Source organism: Pedobacter sp. AJM (genome assembly GCF_002197755.1).
Taxonomy (GTDB): Bacteria; Bacteroidota; Bacteroidia; order Sphingobacteriales; family Sphingobacteriaceae; genus Pedobacter.
Genome location: NZ_NHOT01000001.1, coordinates 529,282 through 549,407 on the forward strand (window position 1 = coordinate 529,282; position 20,126 = coordinate 549,407).

Here is a 20,126-nt window from a genome sequence, read left to right on the forward strand (position 1 = left end):
AGTACTGCCATTCATTACAACGCCGGCAATAGAAAAAATTGCCGGCGTTTCTATCCTGATGTGATTGACCTACAAGTGCAGCGAAAAAGGACAACCTTCCTGCAATTTATCGGTATCTATTTTCGCTTTAACAGATATACCACATCCTTTTTTTCACCTTCGGTAAAAACCTGGAAAAGCTCATAGCCATAGGATTTCGCCTTGTTAATAAAGTCTAACGCAGAATTAAATTGTATTTTCTTTCCGTCGTCATCCTTTAATACAGTATTCTCCCAATCGTTTGTTAGTTGTCCATATTCAATGGTGATAAAAAAGGTTCGCGCTAAAACCCTCTCATCTGCCCTGACCTGAATATAGTCAGCTTTGATATCTGTCAACCGAATGCCATTTACAGTTTGTGCTTTAACATCGACCGATGCAAAGCCAGCCATGAGTGTGGCTAAAATTAATGTTTTTTTCATAACCTGTTTCTTTTGTGTGTGCCTGTAAATTAAGAAAAAACATTTTTTGAAAAGAGAAGAATCATTTAACAATTGTAACAATTACAACTAAAAGCTATCTTAAACTAAAAAATAAAATGAACTTTGTAGGCAATATTATCTGGATTATTTTTAGCGGGATTTTTATTTTCTTCGAATATATTATCGGCGGTTTAATCCTTTGCCTGACCATTGTGGGCATTCCCTTTGGCATTCAATGCTTTAAATTTGCAATTGTTGGCCTTGCCCCTTTTGGGGTTAAAATCACTGATACATCTTCAAATACCGGCTGCTTATCAACGATTATGAATATACTCTGGTTAGTGTGTGGCGGGTTTTGGATTGCCTTAACACATCTGTTCTTCGGAATTTTATTTTGCATCACCATTATAGGCATTCCCTTTGGCAGACAACACTTTAAATTAATGAACCTGGCTTTTACACCTTTTGGAAAATCAATTGCATAAAATTTAAGAATCCAGGTTTACTGAATTAAACCAATAGCATTTGAATGTTTGATGGCCTCATTACTATCTTTAAACAGGCAGGTGCGAATGTTATGCGTTTCGATTCGTTGCATCAGTAATTGTGTTTCATCTTCTTTTTCAGGCCTGATGTTGCGGATGTAAACGGCCTCAATATTCTGTGGGTATCTTTCTACAATTTGCGTATAGATAATAGGATCATGCTGAGAATTATCGCCAAAAAAAATGAATTTCTGGTTTGGAAAAGCATCCAGAATGCGCATGACCCGCAGTAACTTCCCTTCGTGTCCGGTTTTACCGGTTTTAAGCAAATCGCTCCACTTCTTTAAAGTATTCAGCAAAAATGCCCCATCCGGAAGTTTGTTAAAACGAAAGGTTTCAATTAGGTAATCATACAGGTTCCATTCACTGCTGCTGACATAAAAAAAGGGATTAGGCTGATTTTTATCCGTATGCGATAAGGCCAGTTGCCGGTAATGGCTTGCCGCATCCGGGAAGGTTTTCCGGGTATGTGGATTTTTAATAAAAAGTTCACGCAGCCTTCTGCCAATGGTTGCAGAATGCGAAATCATCACCGTATCATCCACATCAGAAATAAAGGCGTATTGCGTAATATGCGGTACGTAAACTTTGCCTTCACCAGTATTCAATACTTTTCCGTCCTTATCAACAGCCGCTACCTTTACATGATGCCAGCCCGCCTGAACATCTTCATCAGCCGCCCATTCAAATTTAAAAAAACCATCGTGTTCAGTTTTCTGATATACGGTTTGTCCGAAAAACTGAAGCCTGACCTCAACCAAAGGATAGGGCTTCAAAATAAAAAGCTTTAACAGGTGGATAACATTGACCAAAATGTTGTTGCTGTAAACCTGTTTACTTTTTGCTTTACGTTTAAATACATGACCATAAACAACAAGGTTATGTTTATGCCCGTAACCATGATAAACTTTTACACTAACAGATTTATTCATTGATATTAAAACAGAGTTTCATAAAAGTTGTTTGTTGTTGTAAGCCATTAGGTTAAGCACATGAAATTACTATTTGTTATAAATCCGGGCTCCGGTAGTCACGATCTCAATTTAAAGGAAGTAATTTCTGCACATTTTTCTTCAAAAGACATCACAACCGAACTATTTGAGCTTCCTAAGGATTGCTCGCTTAAAAATATAAAGGAAAAAATCAATCAGGAAAAAGCAGACCGGGTGGTGGCCGTTGGTGGAGACGGAACCCTGAAACTTGTTGCAGAATGCCTGCTGAACACCGGCATTCCAATAGGCATTATCCCTGCCGGATCTGCAAATGGAATGGCAAAGGAATTGGGTATTCCGACAGATATTGAATTGGCACTTGATCTGGTCGTCAGCGGCAAACCGCATCAAATTCATGCTATTAAACTGAACGATGAGCTTTGCATTCACTTATCAGACCTTGGTTTTAATGCCTACCTGGTAAAGAAATTTGATACGATGCCCGAACGTGGCATGTGGGGTTATGCCAAAGCGACCTGGCATGCCTTGTGGAACCATAAACGTATGCAGATTGAACTCAATATTAAAGGAGCAACCATTAAATCTGCTGCAGCTATGGTGGCTATTGCCAATGCAACCATGTATGGTACAGGCCTGAAAATAAACCCTGACGGGAAACTTGATGATGAATTGTTTGAAATTGTGGTGGTGAAAGATTATTCCTACCTGGAAATCTTAAAAATCTGGCTGACCAAACTTCCTTTTAATCCGAAAAAAATAGAAGTTTTTCAAACCTCACAGGTGAAAATATCTTCCAAACACAAAGCCCATTTTCAGGTAGATGGAGAATACATAGGTAAAGTAAACGAAGTTACTGCTAAAATTTTACCTGCCTCCGTAACCGTAATTTTATAACCTGAACTATTGAAAATAATGAATAACAGAGATATGCAGCGTTTAGCGCAACCTTATCTATACTTATGTTTGTGTTTCTGTTTAACAACTAAAGAATTTTTTCAGCATCCAGATCTGCTAATCCCTGTCATCCGCAGGAAAACAATGATTTTAAAAATACCGTTTATGAATTTGAACAGTATAATATAACCTAAAGAACTCTGCAATAAAGCACACTTTAAAAAGAGCGTTAAACCAGGCGTCACTTAAATTCAGCAGTTCAGGCAAAAAGGTAATGAAACCTATTGAAAAAACCCACACGATTAACCGAAAGGGAAACTGCACATAGTAAGCGATAAACCCAAATTTGCGAGATAGGAATAACCCTATTGCAGAAACAAAAAGCAGCACAAATAAAAACAAAGTAAGCCACACTTTAACCTGGGAAACCAGCTGATCGGGAATTTGATTGAGGTGTGTAATCATTCCCCAAAATTGTTTGGCCAGTAAAAAAATGCTAAGAAGATCAAGAAAGGCGAAAAATCGGACAGTATTTTTCATTTATTTACAATATTTAGCCAGGTAAACATCCGCCATATTGCTACCCATATTCTTAACAAAGAAGAAATCCTCGCAAGCCCCCTGACGATCACCCTGCTTAATTTTTTTCAGTCCCGTTTCTATTCTCGAATTCAGGTAATCATCATCAATCCCCAACTGTTTTTTAATGGCAATAAACTGGACTTCCTGCCCGGGTTTCGCCTGATCTATATTTTTATAGAAATTAATCACCGAATTGATTAATGCTTCTTCTGATTGATAGGACCTGATTGCAGCAGCCATATCTGATTTAGATTTCCCTTCACATTGATAGCCTTCCAGCCGGAAGTTTACCGGAATAATTACCGCTGTTGTGGTATCATAACCGGAAGGCACCTTCCATTTGCCACTACTCAGGCGTACCAGCCTCAGGGCTTCTTCATCCAGATCTGTAAGAATACCCTTAGTAACTTTGGAAGAGTATATTTTACCTTGCTGATCTAATTTAAAGCTGACGCTAACTGTACCCTGTATGCAATTTGCCTTGGAGAAGGCCGGGTAAATGGTATGTTCTCTTAAAAAATCAGCAAAGTTGCCCTTTCCAGCTTCGAACTGAACCTGTGCGGAAACAAATACACTAAAAAAAACAAAGCAAATGGTTGTGAGCACTTTCATATTTTCTAATTTACGTAAAAAATAACTGCTGCGTTTCAGCATACATTAATCAGATCCCATATGATGCAGGAGGAGCGCCAGTATGATATTCGGATCAGGGCAATTTTCCAGGTATTCTTCCCTTTCACTAAACCGGCATACACCGGGATAATCACCTTTCCACTTCCCCATATCCCGAATCATCTGAAAGTGTAAATGTGGTGGCCAGTTCCCGTTTTCTTCCTTTACGCCTAATGTGGCAAATTTGCTTCCTGCAGCAATAAAATCTCCTTCCTTCAGGCCGTTCAAGGATTCCAGACTTAAATGCCCATACAACGCATGAAATGTATAACCAGCCATTTCATAAGCAAGTACAATGGTTGCACCATAATCTCCAAAGTGATTATTGTTGGCGAAACTATGTACCCTTGCCTCATAAAAATTGCAAATTGCTGTTCCGGCAGGGGCCCAGATATCGACACCCAAATGCAATCTTCGTGGTTCTTCTTCGGTATCAAAATGAGCACTGCGGGCATAAATGGTCCGGTGCTCATTATAACCACCAATGCCATAACGGGCCTGATGCTTTAAAAGTTGCTGATCTACCCATCTGGAGAACATCTCTGTATCTGCTAATGTTTCATTGGTAAGTTCACCATTCTTCGCTGTAAAATCCAAGGACAAGAGCTGATCGGTATCTGCATTAAAATCAATTATACTTTGAATATGTGCTGCATTTGCATGAATAACCTGCTCAAATGTTTTCATTTTCATGTTATAGGTATGGTGATAAGTGTTGGGTTCTGGCTAGCATTTTTTAACAGGAAACTTAAACTATCAGGCTTCCATCTTCAGGCTGTAAAAAAATACCCGCAGGTAGGTTTACCATGCGGGCATAAATCTTTTTCGAGGTACAATACCCTAATTCAGCTTGAATTATTCAGCTTCCTCGTCTGGTTGTCTTGGTTCCTTTGCTATTTTCTCAAACAGGTGATCCATGCGTTCCACGTACTCATTGGTATCATCCACAAAAAAAGTAAGTTCCGGCACCACCCTTACCTGGTGGCGAATCCGTGCACCCAGTTTATACCGGATCTCGCCGGCATGTGAATTAACGGTATTAATGGATAATGTGGTGTTGCTGGTATTAAAAAAACTCAGATACACTTTCGCTACAGCTAAATCCGGCGATACCCGCACACGGGTGATGGTTACCAATGTGTTTGGCAAAAATGCTCCACCCTCACGTTGAAAAACCTGTGCCAATTCTTCCTGTAGTACTCCTGCAAATTTTTGCTGACGTTTACTTTCCATATCTTTTATTATTAATAAAGTAAATTATCATACGGGTATCTGGCGGTATGTGCAGCCTTAACTTTATCGTATAATAAATTTTTAAACTCTTCTATGTTCTCTTTTTCCGTTGCTGAAATAAAAAGTACAGGGGCCTTGCCATGGCTCATCCAACTTTTTTTGAAATCGTGAAGACTTAATTTGCCATCGTCATCATCTCCTTCAGTTTCCGGCGATACATAAGCATCAATTTTATTGAACACCAGTATCATATCTTTATCAATTGCGCCGATATCCTTTAGGGTTTCATTCACAATATGAATCTGATCTTCAAAATTCGGATGTGAAACATCTACCACATGAATCAGGATATCTGCTTCACGCACTTCATCCAGCGTAGATTTAAAACACTCGACCAGATGATGGGGCAGTTTGCGGATAAACCCAACCGTATCAGACAGCAGAAAAGGTAAATTTTCAATCACCACCTTTCTTACGGTCGTATCCAGCGTGGCAAAAAGTTTGTTTTCGGCAAAAACCTCAGATTTTGACAGCATATTCATGATGGTTGATTTACCCACATTGGTATACCCCACTAAAGCCACACGAATGAGCTGACCACGGTTTTTACGCTGTGTTTCGTTCTGTTTGTCAATTAATCTTAAACGCTCTTTTAGTAAAGAGATTTTATTCAGGATAATCCTTCTGTCACTTTCTATCTGTGTTTCACCTGGTCCGCGCATCCCTATACCACCTTTCTGGCGTTCAAGGTGGGTCCACATACCCGTTAACCGGGGTAAAACATATTGCAGTTGTGCTAACTCTACCTGGGTTTTAGCCTGGGCAGTTTGTGCTCTCCCGGCAAAAATATCCAGGATCAGGTTACTGCGATCCAAAACTTTTACCCCAAGTTCACGATCAATATTACGCAGTTGAGATGGGGATAATTCATCATCAAAAACCACGGTATCAATCTCCTCCGATTTTACATATGCCTTGATTTCTTCCAGCTTTCCGGTACCGACAAAAGTGGCACGCTCCGGCTTCAACATCTTTTGGGTAAAATTCTTTTCCACTTTACCGCCAGCTGTTTCAACCAGAAAAGCTAATTCATCTAAATATTCTTTTGTTTGTTCTTCCTTTTCGCCCGGCGTAATTACACCAACCAATATGGCCCGCTCCTGCTTGATCGCAGTATCATAAAATTTCTGTTTTCCCATGTAATATGTACAAAGATACAAATTTTGCAAAATGTAACTTTCATTTACAACCCATGAGGTGACAGGAAAGTTTGCCTTTAAGATGGAAGCTTACATTTGCTCCATAAATTTAATATTCTCCTCCGCAACAATCAATTATTCCTGCCCTGAAATGTTTATAAAAATAAAAGCACAATCACGCACTAAAGGTTAAATTCGTATTCTAAAATTGAAAGCAATTGGCAAAAACTAAAACAGCATATTTCTGTCAGAGTTGTGGTTATGAATCAGCAAAGTGGTTAGGAAAATGTCCTTCATGTGGGCAATGGAATACATTTGTTGAAGAAATTATAGAGAAAAGCACCACATCTGTACCCGCCTGGAAAACCGAAACCAGTTCGAGAAAATTAAGCAAACCCAGTAAGGTTGATGAGATACAGTCATCCGTAGAAAGAAGGATCTTAACCGGCGATAAAGAACTTGACCGTGTTTTAGGTGGTGGTTTGGTAGAAGGATCACTGGTGCTGATTGGGGGCGAACCGGGCATTGGTAAATCTACCCTCATGCTACAACTGGCCCTAAATTTAAAGGGTAAAAAGCTTCTTTATATTTCTGGTGAGGAAAGTGAACAGCAAATAAAAATGCGGGCAGAGCGGATTAAAGAAAGTCCGTCTGCAGACTGCTATATCCTGACCGAAACATCCACCCAAAATATCTTTAAACAAATCGAAATACTGCAACCAGAGATACTGGTGGTAGATTCTATTCAAACCTTACATTCAGCTCATATTGATTCCACTCCGGGAAGTGTGTCACAGGTAAGGGAATGTACTGCAGAGTTACTTCGTTTTGCGAAAGAAACCGGTGTACCGGTTTTTCTGATCGGCCATATTACCAAGGACGGCGCCATTGCCGGACCGAAAATCCTGGAACACATGGTAGACACTGTTTTACAGTTTGAAGGCGACAGGCATCATGTTTACCGGATCCTGAGGTCGATTAAAAACCGTTTCGGGGCCGCAGCTGAGCTGGGAATATATGAAATGCAGGGCAGCGGACTCCGGGAAGTATCTAATCCTTCTGAAATACTCCTCTCGCAGCGCGATGAAGAATTAAGTGGCATTGCGATATCAGCGATGCTGGAAGGTGCACGCCCGATGTTAATTGAAACACAGGCATTGGTAAGTGCGGCTGCTTATGGTACGCCACAACGATCGGCTACCGGCTTTGATACCAAACGAATGAACATGCTTTTAGCCGTACTGGAAAAACGTTGCGGCTTCAGGTTAAGTACCCAGGATGTTTTTTTAAATATTGCAGGTGGCATCCGGGTGGAAGACCCTGCAATTGATCTGGCTGTGCTGATTGCGATTATCTCCTCCCATCAGGATATTTCCATTTCATCCAAGAATTGTTTTGCCGCTGAAGTTGGCTTATCAGGAGAAATCAGGGCAGTAAACCGGATTGAACAACGTATTGCCGAAGCTGATAAACTGGGTTTCGAAACCATTTACATTTCAAAATATAACCTGAAAGGAATTGACATTGCTAAATATCACCTGGAAATTAAAGCCGTAAGTAAAATTGAAGAAGTTTTCGGGATGATTTTCGGTTAAGTAATAGGTGTACGATAGTGGAATTTATGCAACGAATTTTCCACATTTTGATCATCAAATTCCCCAGATTTTAATTTTTAAAAATTCAACAACTCCTTTAAGGAATAAATAAACCATTAATAATCAAGTATTTAAAAAATATTTAAATTACTTTTATGGTTCTGGTTTAACCTTTGCCTGAGTTGTTTTGTTGTTCATCATGGGATGTGATTGATAACACTAGGGATGATTTTCCCCGTTAGCCATACCTAACGGGGATTTTTTTATTTATACAATTCCACTAAATTTTAGATAACTTTAAATCAGATAAATAACCGCGTCAAACTTTAAAAATATTCCCAATGAAAAAAATTATTTTAGGCCTGGGTTTTTGCTTTTTCGCTCTTACCGGCTTTTCACAAACGGCATATACAGGCCAGAAATTTGGAGCGGAAGTAACAATGGGTAACGTTAAACCTGCTGCCAAAATGGAGGCTGCAATGGGAAATAAAACTACAGCAGACATGAAGATTCAGGGCAAAGTGGTTGATGTGTGCAAGAAAAAAGGCTGCTGGATGACTTTGGAAATGCCTAATGGTGAACCCATGCGTGTGACATTTAAAGACTATGCTTTTTTTATGCCAATGGATATTATAGGCAAGAATGTAGTGTTGGATGGTTTAGCCAAAAAACAAACCATCTCTGTAGAAACTTTACGGCACTATGCTGAAGATGCTAAAAAATCGCCCGAAGAAGTAGCGAAAATTACTGATCCTAAAAAGGAACTGGCTTTCGAAGCGAAAGGTGTAGTCATTTTGGATAAATAATTGAAGCTGGAAGGCGCAAAAAATAATCCCGGTACAGATGCTGCTTCGGGATTATTTTCCTGGTGATGAATGGAATTGAATGGAATTATAAAACCCAGTTCCAATCAAATTTATCAGGTGCCAAACCATAACGGATATCATTCAACTGTTTAGCAATGCCATTTGAAACCGATCTGGTTGATGGATCAGTTAACTGGTAGATTTCTCCTTTATAACCGATCTGTCCTACATGTGTTACCGTAGCCGCAGTTCCTGCAGCAAAGGCTTCTGTTAAACTCCCGTTCTGAATACCTTCAATCACTTCCTGAACTGAAACCCTGCGTTCTTCTACCTCAATCCCCGCTGCTTTAGCCAGTTTTATGATGGTATCGCGGGTAACGCCGTCTAAAACCGTGCTTCTTACCGATGGTGTAACCAGTTTACCATCCATTACAAACATTAAGTTCGCTGTTCCGGCTTCTTCAATATATTCATGCGCAATAGAATCCGTCCAGATTAATTGATCAAAACCTTCTTTACGCGCCTGTTCGAATGGATATAACGAACGGGCATAATTTCCGGCAGTTTTTGCAAAACCAACTCCGCCTTCATCTGCACGGGTAAATTCATTTTCAATTTTAACTTTCAGCGCTGAACTGTAGTATGGTCCAGTTGGGGTAGTTAATAAAGCAAATTTATAGGAATCAGATGCCCTTACGCCCAAATAAGGATCTGTGGCGAACATTACCGGACGAATATATAAAGCATAATCTTCCTGATCCGGCACCCATTTTTCGTCAACGGCAATTAACGCAGCCAGGCCTTGCATAAAAATCTCCTCAGGGATGGTTGCCATAGACATTCTGGCGGCAGATTTATTAAAACGTTCGAAATTTTTATCAGCACGAAAAACACTGATTTTTCCATCCGGCTGGCGATAAGCTTTTAAACCTTCAAAAATGGCCTGGCCATAATGAAGCGCAGAAATTGCAGGGCTCATCGGAATTGGTCCATATGGAAGAATTTGTAAATTTTTCCATTCGCCATCTTCATAATCGGCTGTAAACATGTGATCGGTAAAAACCTTACCGAACGGTAATTGGGAAAAATCGGTAACGCTCAAACGTGTTTGATCCGTCTTGGTGATTTTTATATCTAAGGTCTCGGTCATATTATTGAATTTTGAATGCGTGAATTTTGAATGAGTGAATGATTGGATCGTGCAGGTTCCATCATTCCATCAACCAATAATTCAATTATTGTTGAATTTAAATGATTGATTTTTGAATGAATGACGGTTTGCAACAGGCAAATTCAATCATTCAGGCATTCTCTAACACAATCATTATTTATTTTGCGCAAATTAAGAAAAAACGGGCTTTTCTAATAGCTTTTCAAAATATTAATCTTTGTTTTTGAGTGTTTTGAGTACACTAAGCACCCAACCTTTACCCCACTCTTCCATTTGTTCGTCTGTCCATAAGAAGGGATAAAAGATTCTTTTTTGAAAACGCGGAGGCAAATATTTCTGCCAGTTGGTTCCTCCAGTTGCCGCCACATCAACCGGGTCTTTTTCCAGGTAACGAACAGCAGATTTATAATGCGACAGCGGCCATTCTACATTGACATACAAATCAAGTTTGCGCAATTCTGCTGCCAGTGCAGAAACATCGGCACCGCTGGCTTGCAGCTGTTGAAATAAGGCAGAGAAATTAGTCAAAGACCGATCTTTAGCCAGCTGTAAAAACTGTGCTGCATATTTTTTGATAAATTGTTTCAATGTGAGGGTCTGTTTTCCGGATGCCAGTTCTGTTGCGCCGAATTTCCAGTAAATATGTTCAAACTGCGCTTCAATGGTGGCGCTACTCAACTCCTCCCGTTTACTTTTATCTACCAGGCGAATAAAATCTGTGGCACAAATTTCAATCATTCTGTATTGCCCCGACTGGAAACCACTCGCAGGCAAAAGCGACATCCGGAACTTCAGGAACTGCTCCTTCTCCATGCCATCTACCATCACTTCAAAAGAAGTGGTTAAGGCATTAAAATAAGCATTTATTCTTTTTACCCGCGCAGTAAAAAAATCTACGGTTAAATGTTCATGCTCGGCTATTTGTCTGCATTCATGCAGGGAAAGTTTAAAATAAAGCTCCGTAATCTGATGATACATGATAAAGATTTCTTCATCAGGAATCGGCGTCTTTGGGTTTTGTAAACTCAACAAAGTATCCAGATGGATATAATCCCAGTAGGTGAGGAAATCAGCATAAAGCAACCCGTCCAGGTAGGAAGCCATGTCCTGGCCCATTGCAGTATATTTTTCCTGAAGCTGATGCAGTTTATCTTTAATTTCTGGTGTAAATTCCATTATTTTGGTTTATTGCTACAAAGGTGATAAAGATTTTTGTAGAAATGAGCAAATTTTCTACTTTTGAGCTTAAGGCGATGGGGTACCGCCAAAACCGCCCAGACAGGCTGATGACTCCTACGATTTAATAAAATTGAATTCAAATGCCTGTTAAAAATTTAATAGATGGATTTCTGCTGTCCGTCAATCGTTTCATAAAGCAAGATTTTAATTTAATGTTCCTGGATATTGCCAGATGGATATTTTTTTCTGCAGTTATCGGTATAACGGCAGGATCTGCATCAGCATTGTTTTTAGAAACATTGAATTGGGCGACAAATTTCCGTGAACAGCACTTGTGGATAATTGCTTTCTTACCTTTAGCCGGTTTACTTATTGGCTTCACGTATCATTACTGGGGAAAAGAAGTGGTTAAAGGGAACAACCTTCTGATAGAGGAACTCCAAAGCCCGAAAAAAGTTATTCCTTTAATTATGGCTCCGCTGATTTTTGCCGGAACCATTGTGACCCACTTGTTCGGAGGTTCAGCCGGAAGAGAGGGAACGGCAGTACAAATAGGCGGAGCCTTTGCCGATCAGCTGACAAGGCTGTTCAAACTAAAAACGGGCGACCGAAAAATCATTCTAATATGTGGCATCAGTGCAGGCTTTGCATCTGTTTTTGGAACGCCATTGGCGGGAGCAATTTTCGGACTGGAAGTATTTGTATTGGGTGGTTTAATGTATCGGGCTATTTTACCTTCTTTTATTACGGCAATCATTGCCAACTATGCCTGTAAAGCCTGGGGGGTGGGCCATACGCATTATTTAATGACATCAGTGCCTGAAATGAATTTCACAAATGTGATGATATCACTTGGATCAGGAATAATTTTTGGATTAGCAGCCCGAAGTTTTTCTACGCTTAACCACATGGTATCCCAATTATTTGGTAAAATAAAATATCCGCCTCTTAGGCCATTTATTGGAGGTGCTTTATTGGTAGTGATTATTTTCCTGATCGGAAATACCAGATATACAGGGCTCGGTATTCCTGTAATTTCAGAATCATTTACCCAACAGGAGCCATATTATACCTTTGCCATTAAACTTTTTTTAACGGCTTTAACGTTAGGCTGTGGTTTTAAGGGAGGTGAGGTTACGCCGCTGTTTTTTATCGGTGCTACATTAGGAAGTTTTTTAAGCCTTTTTATGCCATTACCTGTTGGATTATTAGCGGGAATGGGCTTCGTTGCTGTATTTTCCGGCGCGGCCAATACACCGCTGGCCTGTATTTTCATGGGTGCAGAATTATTCGGCTTGCACTCTGCGGTTTATATTGTCTTTGCTTGCATTACTGCATATTTTTTTTCCGGGCATGCGGGAATTTATAAATCACAAGCCATAGGCCGATTTCAAAGATTTCCCATTAAGAAGCATCAGTTTTTAGGATAAAAATACCTGTAAAGCCTCATCAACATGGCGAAAGGCAACGGCTTAGCGATGGTGTGAAGCAATCTATTCAGACGAAAAGATTGCTTCTTCGTTCCTCCTCGCAATGATGATTTTTAGTTTCAGCTTTGACAAATTCTTTCTTAAGCCATAATTAGCAAAGCATGGAACTACCCTAATACAACACCCTGAATTTTATAGTATGTTCAATTTTCTTAAGCGATTTAAATAATTGTTTATCATATTGGGCATTGATATCAGTAATGGCATATCCGATTTCCGGATTGGTCATTAAAAACTGTCCGACAATATTAATATCGTGTTTTGCGAAAACCGTATTGATCTGCGCTATAATCCCGGGAACATTTTTATGGATATGGATTAAACGATGAGATTTATCAATTTTTGGCAACTGTAAATTAGGAAAATTGCTACTGAGATAAGTTGCCCCGGTGTTCATGAAATCTGCCACCCGTTTAGGGATAAAATCGATATTGCGCGGATTATTTTTAGGATCATCAAATACCACAATACCCTGCCTGGTACAAACATCAAAATCTATCTTGTTTTTCGCACTGCCTAAATATCCAATAGTTTTGAGTTTAACAGCGTCCCTCAACTGTTCTTTAGTCAGCCTTTCGCCATTTGCCAGGATCATCATCCCCACATCTTTCACATACTTTTCTTCAAAAGATGTTTTCTGCCGGATAGAAAGTCCGTCATTCTTTAAGATGGTAATGGTTGCCGGATCAACATCCCCGATAACCAGGCAAAGGATTCTGTTTTTTGGATAAGAAATTGCACGGGGCAAATCGTTAACATATAAAAACTCGTCGAAACTTGGTGTTACATGATCCGCTTTTGCCACGATACTTTCACGGGCGATATTCTCAGTAAAGGCAAAAAATTTATTAATCAGCCCGCTTTCCCGCAATTGAAAATCGGAGTAGCCATCGCCAATGCCAAACAGCATACCTTCTAATTTCAGATGCTGCAACAATTTTACCTTCCCTCCTTCTTCACTTAAAGGGTTGGCATGATCGTAGTCAATAATTTTTCCGTCACCTGTAGTTACGAAGGTATTGGCATAAATATTTTCCTTTTTGATATGGTACTGACTTACCACCGGCGTGATGAATTCTTTAAAACCACCAGAAACGATTAGTACATCATCAGCATGCTTTTTAAAAAATTCGGCATTGCGGGAAAAAGACGTAGATACTTTTTTCTTCAGGTGTTTGATCAGCAATTTAAGGTGCTCTTCATTGGCTTCCAAAAGCTTTACGCGTTGTGCCAGGCTTTCTGAAAACGACAGTTTTCCTTCCATAGCAAAATTAGTATAATCTTCTATTTTTTGGAAAATAGCCTCTTTATCCGGGTGGTTCTTTAAAGAGATCCTGGCGAGTTCATCTAATGCTTCTACCTGGGTAAAAGTGCTGTCAAAATCGATAATGTAGTATGCTTTCTGTTTAGGCATTATTTTAAATATTGGGTAATTTCAGTGATGATCTGGTTTACCGGTTTGAAATGTATGCCGGTTTGCTGCACCACTTTATGATTATCATAATAACTTAATGTTATGCTGCTGCTCGCGGTATCTTTGGTAATAGATGGTTCCTGCCTGGTAAATACGGATGCCAGACGGAGTGCCCTCCAGGCCAGGCCAAGCATCCATGGCTTAGCTTCCTTAGCAGGAGGCTTTACACCAAAACCCTGTGCAATCTGCGTAAATAATTCCTGGTAATGCATATTGCCAGAAGAGATAATGAAACGTTCGCCGGAAACTTCAGCAGCCATTAACAAGATCATCGATTGCGCTACATCTTCTACATCTACAAAACCTGATGCACCATTGGTATAAAAAGGAAAACCCTCCTTTACCAGTTTAAAGATAGCGCCGCTGCCTTCGAAACCTGCATTTTTCCCCATAATTACAGAAGGATTGACGATTACAGCATCAAGTCCTTCGTTAATGCCCCGCCACACCTCCATTTCACTTTCATATTTGGAAAGCCCGTAAGCATGTGTTTTGGAATCATATGCCCAGAAATCCTGTTCAGCAATCTGCTTTCCCTTTTTGGCAATACCTAAAGCTGCAACGGAGCTGACATGTAACAGCCGGCACTTGTTCTCCATACAAAGATTAACCACATTTGAAGTACCATCTATATTAACATGAAAGAGTTGCTTTTTATGTTTCGAATTAAGTGATACAAATGCAGCGCAGTGGTAAACCTGGGTAATACCTGAAAATGCCTCTTCAAGGGTAGATGGCTCATTGATATCTGCTGTAAACCATTCAATCCTTAGATTTTCTTTTAGTGAATCAGGAATTTTAGACTTTTCTCTTCTCAAAGCACGAACAGCCAACCCCTGATGGGTTAACTGTTTGATTAATTCGGCGCCTAAAAATCCTGTTCCTCCGGTTACCAGTATCATTTTATTTTTTTTGAGCTATATGTGGAAATACGCATTCAAAAATAGATATTTGGGGCGAGAGTTTTAAATATATGTCGTTAACGGATTTCTTTTCCCCGGTAAACCCCGATAGTTTCACCCCCAAACAAGGTTTTTTTACCAGCCAGCTTGGATTAAAAGCACATGTTTACACCACTACCTTTCCTGATGTTGAAGCACAGACCTATGATTTAGCCATTATTGGTGTGCTTGATGGAAGAGGGGCAGTAGACAATGAAGGTTGTGCCTTGGCACCTGATTATTTCAGAGAGAAATTCTACAAATTAAACGAAGGTGCATTTGCCAGCAAAATAGTTGATTTGGGCAACATTAAACATGGTGCAACCATCGCCGACACCTATATCGCCATTAAAATGGTGGTTTCCGAGTTGATCAAAAAGGATATTATTCCTGTTATTATTGGTGGCGGGCAGGATTTAACCTATGCGCAATATTTAGGTTACGAAGACCTGGAGCAAAAGGTAGACCTGGTGGTGATTGATAATCAATTCGACATTGGTGATGATGAAAGTGAGGGCATTGAAACCCGCTCTGATTGCTATCTCAATAAGATTTTTCTACATCAGCCTAACTTTTTATTTAACTACAGCAATATAGGTTATCAAACTTACTTTGTTAACCAGGAAAGCTTAAGCGTGATGGACAAATTATATTTCGATGTACACCGTTTAGGTGAATTTGCCCAGGACATTACTTTAACTGAACCGATTATCCGCAATGCGAACATGATCAGTTTTGATTTGGGTGCCATACGCTCTGCCGATGCGGCAGCCAATGCGAACGCCACGCCAAATGGCTTTGATGGTGAGGAAGCCTGCCGGATTTCGCGTTATGCAGGCATGAACGATAAGCTCACCTCTATTGGCTTTTATGAATTTAATCCGGCCTACGACAATAACGGACACACGGCCTTTTTACTGGCGCAGATGGTTTGGTATTTTGTAGATGGATTTTATGCCCGCAAAAAAGATTTTCCGCTTACCCCAAAATCACAATTCATGATTTACAGAACCAGCCTGAAAGATGGCTCGGGTGAAATGATGTTTGTGAAAAGCAAAAAATCCGACCGCTGGTGGATGCAGGTACCCTATCCATCGGGCCAATCTAAAAATGAACGCTATCATTTAGTGCCATGCCGCTATGATGATTACCAAACTGCAGTAAACGGAGAAATGCCCGATTTATGGTGGAGAACCTATCAAAAGCTATCATAATTTTATTTACCCCTTTTCGTTTAAGGAATACAATATCACTATATTTGAATTCAGTTGAACCAAATTAACTTATGAAAAAAATACTATTATCTGCCATGGCACTATTGCCACTGGCAGCACTTGCGCAAAAACCATTTGCGTTGAATGGCGAAATTAAAGGCCTGAAAACCGGCGATAAAATCTATTTGATTTATCAGAATGACGGCAAAAACATTACCGATTCTACTACGGTAACCAATGGTGCTTTTGCATTTAAGGGAACAGTTGCCAGCCCGGCACAAGGAAGTTTATATCTGAATAAGAACCCTTATGTTAACCGTCCGGCACAAGGTGAAAAACTAGATGGTTTATCTATCTATGTAGAACCAGGAAACATCAAGCTAGCTGCTGCAGATTCTCTAAAAAACGCAACCATCAGTGGTTCGCCTGTTAATGATGATGCAAAGAAATTAAAGGCATTGACAAAGCCCGTGAATGATCAGCTGATGGCAATTAATGCAGAATACAATGGCTATACTGCTGAAGAAAAACAGAACAAAGAAAAAATGGAAGCTTTAAGCGCCCGCTATGATAAAGCAGCTGCAGGCTTAACACCACTTTTATTACAGTTTGCAAATGCAAATCCAAAATCATATATCAGTTTAAGTGCCATCGGTCAATTATCTGGCGACCCTGATCAGGCAGCCGCCGCAGAGAAGGCATTTTCTACTTTATCACCAGAATTAAAATCAAGCCCTGCCGGTAAAAAACTTACACAGTTATTTGAAGCTGGAAGAAAAACTGCTGTTGGTGCAATGGCGATGGATTTTACACAAGCAGATACTGCCGGCAAACCGGTGAAATTATCAGATTTTAAAGGTAAATACGTACTGGTTGATTTTTGGGCATCATGGTGTGGTCCTTGTCGTCAGGAAAATCCAAATGTAGTAGCTGCTTACAATAAATTCAAGGATAAAGGATTTACCGTTTTGGGCGTTTCCTTAGATCGTCCAGGCAAAAAAGAAGCCTGGTTAAAGGCCATTGCTGACGATAAATTAGCCTGGACTCAGGTATCAGATTTAAAATTCTGGGATAACGAGGTGGCTAAAATGTATGGCATTCAATCCATTCCGGCAAACTTCCTGATTGATCCTACTGGAAAAATTATAGCAAAAGGATTAAGAGAGCAGGCCTTACAGGATAAGCTTCAGGAATTACTGGGAAGCAAGTCTAAATAAGTTTTTCGGCTTCAAAACTAACCCCAACTACACAGATTTAAATTAAATGACCTGGGTAGTTGGGGTATTTTTATTTTAAAGGATTAAACTAAATCGAATCCGATATCTTCCCTGAAATATTTCCCGTCAAAGTAAATTCTACCGGCATCAGCAGTGGCTGATTGTAAAGCAGTAAATAAATCTTCCTGCAAGCTGGTAATGGCAATTACCCTGCCGCCATTCGTTTTTACGACATCGTTATCTAAAAGCGTACCAGCGTGAAAAGCAGTGGAATGACGTAGGTTTTCAATGCCGCTGATGGCTTTGCCTTTTAAATATTCTCCAGGATAACCACCGGCAACAATCATTACGGTTGCAGCTGTTTGCCCGGAAATAATCAGATCAACCTGGTTTAACTGTTTGTTGGCCGTGGCCAGGAATAGTTCTACTAAATCATTCTCAATGCGGGGAATAACACTTTCGGTTTCCGGATCTCCCATGCGGGCATTGTATTCAATTACAAATGGATCATCACCTACTTTAATTAATCCGAAGAAAATAAAGCCTGTATAATCGATATGATCCTTTCTTAAGCCTTCAACAGTAGGCTTGATAATGCGTTCTTCAACTTTTTGCAGAAAATCAGGCGTGGCAAATGGAACGGGAGAAACTGAGCCCATACCACCTGTATTTAAGCCGGTATCAGCCAGGCCAATTCTTTTATAATCTTTCGCTGAAGGCAGGGTGATATAATGTTCGCCATCGCTTAAAATAAATACGGAAAGTTCAATGCCGCTTAGAAATTCTTCGATCACAACAGTTGCACCGGCAGCACCAAATTTACCACCAAGCATTAATTTTAACTCTTCCTGAGCTTCAACTGTTTCTGTGCAAATCAGAACCCCTTTACCCGCAGCCAAACCATCGGCCTTTAAAACCACAGGCAATGCATGCGTTTCCAGGTAGGCTAAACCTTCTGCTAAAGTTTGGGGCGTAAAAGATTTTGAAGCGGCCGTTGGAATACCATGGCGATCCATAAATTGTTTAGAAAAATCTTTGCTTCCTTCTAAAATTGCACCTTCCTTTTTAGGCCCGATAACCGGGATATGTGCAATGGCCTGATCAGCCAGGAAGAAGTCATGAATACCATTTACCAAAGGTTCTTCCGGACCAACTACCACCAATCCGATGTTTTCAGTCAGAACAATCTTTTTTATGGCATCAAAATCATTTACGTTGATGTTGATATTAGTACCATAAATTCCGGTACCACCGTTTCCGGGTGCAATAATTAATTTATCGCAGTGCGCAGACTGGCTCATTTTCCAGGCAAATGCACTTTCTCTGCCGCCTGAACCTAAAAGTAAGATATTCATATGGGCAAAGATAATATTTTAGCAGCAAGATGTGCGTATCAGTATATGAGTATAAAGTATTAAGATTTAAGTATCGGGAGGTAAGTATTTAGTCCATTTTTCCGAAATCAAATCTCTTCCTCACCACACATAAAAATAAACTTTCAGCTTTTCGCTTTAGTCTTAAAGCTTAACTTCCTTTAGCGCTTCTGGTCATTTGTTCCAGCATGTCCCACATTTCATTTGGAATGGCTTCCAGGCCGTTCATTTGTCCGGCCCCCTGAAGCCATTCACCACCATCAATGGTAATCACTTCTCCATTAATATATCCAGAAAAATCACTGACCAGGAAGGCAGCAAGATTAGCCAGTTCCTGATGTTCCCCTACCCTTTTAAGTGGCACCCTGTTTTTAAAATCAAACTTTTTAGCTAAATCGCCTGGCAACAATCTTTCCCATGCGCCCTTTGTTGGGAATGGTCCTGGCGCAATAGCATTTGTTCTTATACCATACTTTCCCCATTCTACCGCAAGCGATCTGGTTAATGCCAAAACACCACCTTTTGCACAGGCAGAAGGCACTACATAGGCCGAACCAGTGAAGGCATAGGTGGTTACAATATTTAAAACCGTAGCCGCTTGCTTTTCTTTGATCCAGTGTTTCCCGAAAGCTAAAGTACAGTTTACGGTACCCTTTAAGACGATATCAATAATTGAGGAGAAAGCATTGGCTGATAGACGCTCTGTAGGTGAAATAAAATTTCCTGCAGCATTATTTAGTAATACATCAACAGACCCAAACCGTTCCAGTGTTTTCGCCAGTACATGATCTACCTGTTCTGCATCACGAACATCGCAGGCAACAGCTAACACCTTTCCGCCGGTTTTTTCTTCCATCTCATCAGCTGTTTTCTGCAAAACTTCCTGCTTCCGGCTGGTGATGACCAGGTTAGCACCTAACTTAAGAAAATAAATGCCCATTGCTTTCCCCAAACCCGTTCCGCCACCGGTGATGACAATGGTTTTTCCTTTTAAAGCATCTTCTCTGAGCATGGGTGAGTTGTAGTTTAACATATGAGGGTAAGTTGGTGAGGTGAGTTTTGGTGAGTTGTTTTTTGAGATTGTTTAATTGCTAAATTGTTTGCACTGGTAAATTGCCAAGGTGGGG

Annotated in this window: 20 protein-coding genes and 1 riboswitch; of the genes, 7 read left to right on the forward strand and 13 right to left on the reverse strand. The window is 40.1% G+C overall.

Annotated features, from left to right (window positions below):
- Window positions 1-116: 116 nt before the first annotated feature.
- Window positions 117-461 carry a hypothetical protein gene (locus CBW18_RS02210; protein ID WP_088299605.1) on the reverse strand — a complete coding sequence of 115 codons (345 nt, stop codon included), beginning with the start codon at window positions 459-461 and terminating at the stop codon, window positions 117-119.
- Between the two features lie 116 nt (window positions 462-577).
- On the opposite strand from CBW18_RS02210, the gene CBW18_RS02215 reads away from it, so the two are divergent.
- Window positions 578-946 carry a YccF domain-containing protein gene (locus CBW18_RS02215; RefSeq protein ID WP_088299606.1) on the forward strand — a complete coding sequence of 123 codons (369 nt, stop codon included), beginning with the start codon at window positions 578-580 and terminating at the stop codon, window positions 944-946.
- 17 nt (window positions 947-963) lie between these two features.
- Here the strand turns inward: CBW18_RS02215 and CBW18_RS02220 are convergent, their stop codons facing one another.
- The gene (locus CBW18_RS02220; RefSeq protein ID WP_088299607.1) at window positions 964-1,938 is read right to left on the reverse strand and encodes an App1 family protein; all 975 of its coding nucleotides are present in this window, start codon (window positions 1,936-1,938) and stop codon (window positions 964-966) included.
- 60 nt (window positions 1,939-1,998) lie between these two features.
- Here CBW18_RS02220 and CBW18_RS02225 point away from each other — a divergent pair, with 60 nt between their 5' ends.
- Complete coding sequence (locus tag CBW18_RS02225) at window positions 1,999-2,853, forward strand: diacylglycerol kinase family protein (RefSeq protein WP_088299608.1); 855 nt, start codon at window positions 1,999-2,001, stop codon at window positions 2,851-2,853.
- Between the two features lie 150 nt (window positions 2,854-3,003).
- On the opposite strand, the gene CBW18_RS02230 is transcribed toward CBW18_RS02225, so the two are convergent.
- The 5 genes from CBW18_RS02230 to hflX all read right to left on the reverse strand — a co-directional run bounded on the left by CBW18_RS02230 (window position 3,004) and on the right by hflX (window position 6,539).
- On the reverse strand, window positions 3,004-3,393 hold the full coding sequence (locus CBW18_RS02230; RefSeq protein ID WP_088299609.1) for a hypothetical protein: 390 nt from the start codon (window positions 3,391-3,393) through the stop codon (window positions 3,004-3,006).
- Complete coding sequence (locus CBW18_RS02235) at window positions 3,394-4,047, reverse strand: energy transducer TonB (RefSeq protein ID WP_088299936.1); 654 nt, start codon at window positions 4,045-4,047, stop codon at window positions 3,394-3,396.
- Window positions 4,048-4,092: 45 nt separating this feature from the next.
- A complete protein-coding gene (locus CBW18_RS02240) occupies window positions 4,093-4,800 on the reverse strand; it encodes a peptidoglycan DD-metalloendopeptidase family protein (RefSeq protein WP_253248940.1) in 708 nt (235 codons plus the stop codon).
- Between the two features lie 162 nt (window positions 4,801-4,962).
- A complete protein-coding gene (gene rbfA / locus CBW18_RS02245; RefSeq protein ID WP_088299610.1) occupies window positions 4,963-5,340 on the reverse strand; it encodes a 30S ribosome-binding factor RbfA in 378 nt (125 codons plus the stop codon).
- A gap of 11 nt (window positions 5,341-5,351) precedes the next feature.
- Window positions 5,352-6,539, reverse strand: coding sequence for a GTPase HflX (hflX, locus tag CBW18_RS02250; protein ID WP_088299611.1), 1,188 nt, complete (start codon window positions 6,537-6,539; stop codon window positions 5,352-5,354).
- Between the two features lie 218 nt (window positions 6,540-6,757).
- Between hflX and radA the strand changes: the two genes are divergently transcribed.
- Entirely contained in the window at window positions 6,758-8,134 is a 1,377-nt protein-coding gene (gene radA / locus CBW18_RS02255; protein WP_088299612.1) for a DNA repair protein RadA, read from the forward strand.
- A gap of 341 nt (window positions 8,135-8,475) precedes the next feature.
- Window positions 8,476-8,940, forward strand: coding sequence for a DUF4920 domain-containing protein (locus tag CBW18_RS02260; protein WP_216359182.1), 465 nt, complete (start codon window positions 8,476-8,478; stop codon window positions 8,938-8,940).
- A gap of 85 nt (window positions 8,941-9,025) precedes the next feature.
- On the opposite strand, the gene CBW18_RS02265 is transcribed toward CBW18_RS02260, so the two are convergent.
- Both CBW18_RS02265 and CBW18_RS02270 read right to left on the reverse strand, forming a co-directional pair.
- Window positions 9,026-10,090 (reverse strand): branched-chain amino acid aminotransferase, encoded by a 1,065-nt coding sequence (locus CBW18_RS02265; RefSeq protein WP_088299613.1) that lies wholly within the window; start codon window positions 10,088-10,090, stop codon window positions 9,026-9,028.
- 231 nt (window positions 10,091-10,321) lie between these two features.
- The gene (locus tag CBW18_RS02270; RefSeq protein ID WP_088299614.1) at window positions 10,322-11,287 is read right to left on the reverse strand and encodes a tryptophan 2,3-dioxygenase family protein; all 966 of its coding nucleotides are present in this window, start codon (window positions 11,285-11,287) and stop codon (window positions 10,322-10,324) included.
- A gap of 64 nt (window positions 11,288-11,351) precedes the next feature.
- Window positions 11,352-11,414, forward strand: a riboswitch (Fluoride riboswitch).
- A 16-nt stretch (window positions 11,415-11,430) separates the two neighbouring features.
- Between CBW18_RS02270 and CBW18_RS02275 the strand changes: the two genes are divergently transcribed.
- On the forward strand, window positions 11,431-12,720 hold the full coding sequence (locus tag CBW18_RS02275) for a voltage-gated chloride channel family protein (RefSeq protein WP_088299615.1): 1,290 nt from the start codon (window positions 11,431-11,433) through the stop codon (window positions 12,718-12,720).
- A gap of 172 nt (window positions 12,721-12,892) precedes the next feature.
- On the opposite strand, the gene CBW18_RS02280 is transcribed toward CBW18_RS02275, so the two are convergent.
- Both CBW18_RS02280 and CBW18_RS02285 read right to left on the reverse strand, forming a co-directional pair.
- On the reverse strand, window positions 12,893-14,194 hold the full coding sequence (locus CBW18_RS02280; RefSeq protein ID WP_088299616.1) for an HAD-IB family phosphatase: 1,302 nt from the start codon (window positions 14,192-14,194) through the stop codon (window positions 12,893-12,895).
- The gene (locus CBW18_RS02285) at window positions 14,194-15,156 is read right to left on the reverse strand and encodes an NAD-dependent epimerase/dehydratase family protein (RefSeq protein ID WP_088299617.1); all 963 of its coding nucleotides are present in this window, start codon (window positions 15,154-15,156) and stop codon (window positions 14,194-14,196) included. Before CBW18_RS02285 ends, CBW18_RS02280 begins: the two co-directional genes overlap by 1 nt.
- Window positions 15,157-15,227: 71 nt before the next feature.
- Here CBW18_RS02285 and CBW18_RS02290 point away from each other — a divergent pair, with 71 nt between their 5' ends.
- Together CBW18_RS02290 and CBW18_RS02295 are read left to right on the forward strand one after the other, a co-directional pair.
- On the forward strand, window positions 15,228-16,409 hold the full coding sequence (locus CBW18_RS02290; RefSeq protein ID WP_088299618.1) for a formimidoylglutamase: 1,182 nt from the start codon (window positions 15,228-15,230) through the stop codon (window positions 16,407-16,409).
- 71 nt (window positions 16,410-16,480) lie between these two features.
- Window positions 16,481-17,626 carry a TlpA disulfide reductase family protein gene (locus tag CBW18_RS02295; protein ID WP_088299619.1) on the forward strand — a complete coding sequence of 382 codons (1,146 nt, stop codon included), beginning with the start codon at window positions 16,481-16,483 and terminating at the stop codon, window positions 17,624-17,626.
- 83 nt (window positions 17,627-17,709) lie between these two features.
- Here CBW18_RS02295 and purD read toward each other — a convergent pair whose 3' ends face one another.
- Both purD and CBW18_RS02305 read right to left on the reverse strand, forming a co-directional pair.
- Window positions 17,710-18,981: a phosphoribosylamine--glycine ligase gene (purD, locus tag CBW18_RS02300; protein ID WP_088299620.1), complete on the reverse strand. Its 1,272-nt coding sequence runs from the start codon at window positions 18,979-18,981 to the stop codon at window positions 17,710-17,712.
- A gap of 169 nt (window positions 18,982-19,150) precedes the next feature.
- Entirely contained in the window at window positions 19,151-20,011 is an 861-nt protein-coding gene (locus tag CBW18_RS02305) for an SDR family oxidoreductase (protein ID WP_253248941.1), read from the reverse strand.
- Window positions 20,012-20,126: the final 115 nt, after the last annotated feature.

Bases quoted from the DNA above. Each gene is read 5' to 3' on its own strand.
- CBW18_RS02210 (WP_088299605.1), bottom strand. From the start codon at position 461: ATGAAAAAAACATTAATTTTAGCCACACTCATGGCTGGCTTTGCATCG.
- CBW18_RS02215 (WP_088299606.1), top strand. From the start codon at position 578: ATGAACTTTGTAGGCAATATTATCTGGATTATTTTTAGCGGGATTTTT.
- CBW18_RS02220 (WP_088299607.1), bottom strand. From the start codon at position 1,938: ATGAATAAATCTGTTAGTGTAAAAGTTTATCATGGTTACGGGCATAAA.
- CBW18_RS02225 (WP_088299608.1), top strand. From the start codon at position 1,999: ATGAAATTACTATTTGTTATAAATCCGGGCTCCGGTAGTCACGATCTC.
- CBW18_RS02230 (WP_088299609.1), bottom strand. From the start codon at position 3,393: ATGAAAAATACTGTCCGATTTTTCGCCTTTCTTGATCTTCTTAGCATT.
- CBW18_RS02235 (WP_088299936.1), bottom strand. From the start codon at position 4,047: ATGAAAGTGCTCACAACCATTTGCTTTGTTTTTTTTAGTGTATTTGTT.
- CBW18_RS02240 (WP_253248940.1), bottom strand. From the start codon at position 4,800: ATGAAAATGAAAACATTTGAGCAGGTTATTCATGCAAATGCAGCACAT.
- rbfA (WP_088299610.1), bottom strand. From the start codon at position 5,340: ATGGAAAGTAAACGTCAGCAAAAATTTGCAGGAGTACTACAGGAAGAA.
- hflX (WP_088299611.1), bottom strand. From the start codon at position 6,539: ATGGGAAAACAGAAATTTTATGATACTGCGATCAAGCAGGAGCGGGCC.
- CBW18_RS02260 (WP_216359182.1), top strand. From the start codon at position 8,476: ATGAAAAAAATTATTTTAGGCCTGGGTTTTTGCTTTTTCGCTCTTACC.
- CBW18_RS02265 (WP_088299613.1), bottom strand. From the start codon at position 10,090: ATGACCGAGACCTTAGATATAAAAATCACCAAGACGGATCAAACACGT.
- CBW18_RS02270 (WP_088299614.1), bottom strand. From the start codon at position 11,287: ATGGAATTTACACCAGAAATTAAAGATAAACTGCATCAGCTTCAGGAA.
- CBW18_RS02275 (WP_088299615.1), top strand. From the start codon at position 11,431: ATGCCTGTTAAAAATTTAATAGATGGATTTCTGCTGTCCGTCAATCGT.
- CBW18_RS02280 (WP_088299616.1), bottom strand. From the start codon at position 14,194: ATGCCTAAACAGAAAGCATACTACATTATCGATTTTGACAGCACTTTT.
- CBW18_RS02285 (WP_088299617.1), bottom strand. From the start codon at position 15,156: ATGATACTGGTAACCGGAGGAACAGGATTTTTAGGCGCCGAATTAATC.
- CBW18_RS02290 (WP_088299618.1), top strand. From the start codon at position 15,228: ATGTCGTTAACGGATTTCTTTTCCCCGGTAAACCCCGATAGTTTCACC.
- CBW18_RS02295 (WP_088299619.1), top strand. From the start codon at position 16,481: ATGAAAAAAATACTATTATCTGCCATGGCACTATTGCCACTGGCAGCA.
- purD (WP_088299620.1), bottom strand. From the start codon at position 18,981: ATGAATATCTTACTTTTAGGTTCAGGCGGCAGAGAAAGTGCATTTGCC.
- CBW18_RS02305 (WP_253248941.1), bottom strand. From the start codon at position 20,011: ATGCTCAGAGAAGATGCTTTAAAAGGAAAAACCATTGTCATCACCGGT.